Raw genomic sequence first — 1,432 nt, 5'->3', positions numbered from 1 at the left:
CGGGCGCGCCCTGCCGCCGCTGCGTGCGGCCGTGGGCCCCTCGGGCACGGTCCTCGGCGCGGATCTGACGCCGGCCATGCTGCGGGAGGCGGCACGGGCCGGACGGGACCGTGACGGGGCGCTGCTGCTGACCGACGTCGCCGCGCTGCCGCTGCGCCCGTCCGCGCTGGACGCCGTGTTCGCTGCGGGTCTGATCGCCCACCTGCCCGATCCGGCCGGCAATCTCCGGGAGATCGCGCGGGTGGTACGGCCGGGTGGCGTGCTCGCGCTGTTCCATCCGGTCGGCCGGGCGGCGCTCGCCGCCCGGCAGGGTCGCGCGCTCACCCCGGACGACCTCCGCGCGGAGCCGAATCTCCGTGCGCTGCTGTCCCGTTCGGGGTGGCGCATGACGTCGTACGCCGACGAGGACACACGCTTCCTGGCGCTGGCCGTTCGCGCGGACTGAGCACCCGGACCGCGCGCCGGGTGCCCGGTCCGGGTCCCGCACCGGGCTGCCCTCTTCTGCTGTCGGAGCCGCAACCTTACGTTGAGCAGCAGGAGATGAACGGTCGGCGAGGGCAACCGTGCCGGGGAAGGTGGACCGCATGTGGGGAAGGGTTCGGGGGATCGGGAGCAGAGTGATCGGCGGGTGGCGCGCGGAGGGGCGGGCCGGGAGGGAGGAGCGTCCGCACAATCTGTTCGAGGCCGCCGCGGCGTACGTCTCGGCCTGCGCGGAGGACGATCAGGACCGGATCGACGAGGCGGCCGGCTGGGTGTCGCCGGAGGCGCTGTCGTTCGGGGTGAACGAGCTGGCGTGCCGGGCGGTGATCGCGCTCGCGCGGGAGCGGGACGAGTCTCCGGGGACGGTCGCGCGGGCGCTGCTGGGCCTTCCGGCCGCCTGAACCGTCCGCCGGCGCGTGGCCGATTCGCCCCGTCCGGCCGGAAACCTGCAGCTCCGGGTACGGCTGCGGGGTCGTGACAAGCGGCTCGGGGTCGGCATAGGGTGCGCGCCGGTGGACGAACCGATGGGGAGGCTGGGATGGCCGGGACGGACGAGGAAGCCGTCGCCGCCGCGGACGACGCGCTCTATGTGCTCACGGCGGCGCTGCTGACGCCGGCGAAGTTCCCGAGCGTGCTGGGCGACGACTACCCGGAGGCGTGCGCGGCGCTCGGCCTTCCGCCCCTCGCCGACGGGTACGGCCTGGTGCTCGGCCAGGACGGCGAGGGCGCCCGGTGGACCGTCGTCGTCGACGACGTCTCGCTGGTCGCCGTCGCGATCGCGTCCTGGGACTGCGGGATGGAACACGATCTGTCGCCGGACGAGCGCACGGTCGTCGCCGCACTGCCCGGCTGGCCCCTCGCGGTGGCCGTCGCCGCGCCGAACGTGCCCGCGCCGCACGATCCCGGCCCGGACGCCGCGGACGGGCCCCCGCTGACCCCGCCGGACGCCGGG

Annotated in this window: 2 protein-coding genes and 1 pseudogene; all 3 read left to right on the top strand. The window is 75.8% G+C overall.

Annotated features, from left to right (window positions below; all coding sequences use genetic code 11):
• The coding region (locus B7767_RS41135) for a class I SAM-dependent methyltransferase (protein ID WP_143652961.1) at positions 1 to 445 on the top strand (445 nt) is incomplete at its 5' end.
• A gap of 139 nt (positions 446 to 584) precedes the next feature.
• Complete coding sequence (locus tag B7767_RS41130; RefSeq protein WP_085576318.1) at positions 585 to 881, top strand: hypothetical protein; 297 nt, start codon at positions 585 to 587, stop codon at positions 879 to 881.
• 137 nt (positions 882 to 1,018) lie between these two features.
• A pseudogene (locus B7767_RS41125) lies at positions 1,019 to 1,432 on the top strand (hypothetical protein); the annotation flags it as partial.

The organism is Streptomyces sp. 13-12-16 (assembly GCF_002114215.1).
Classification (GTDB): Bacteria; Actinomycetota; Actinomycetes; order Streptomycetales; family Streptomycetaceae; genus Streptomyces.
This window is presented reverse-complemented; position numbering and strand designations above follow the sequence as displayed.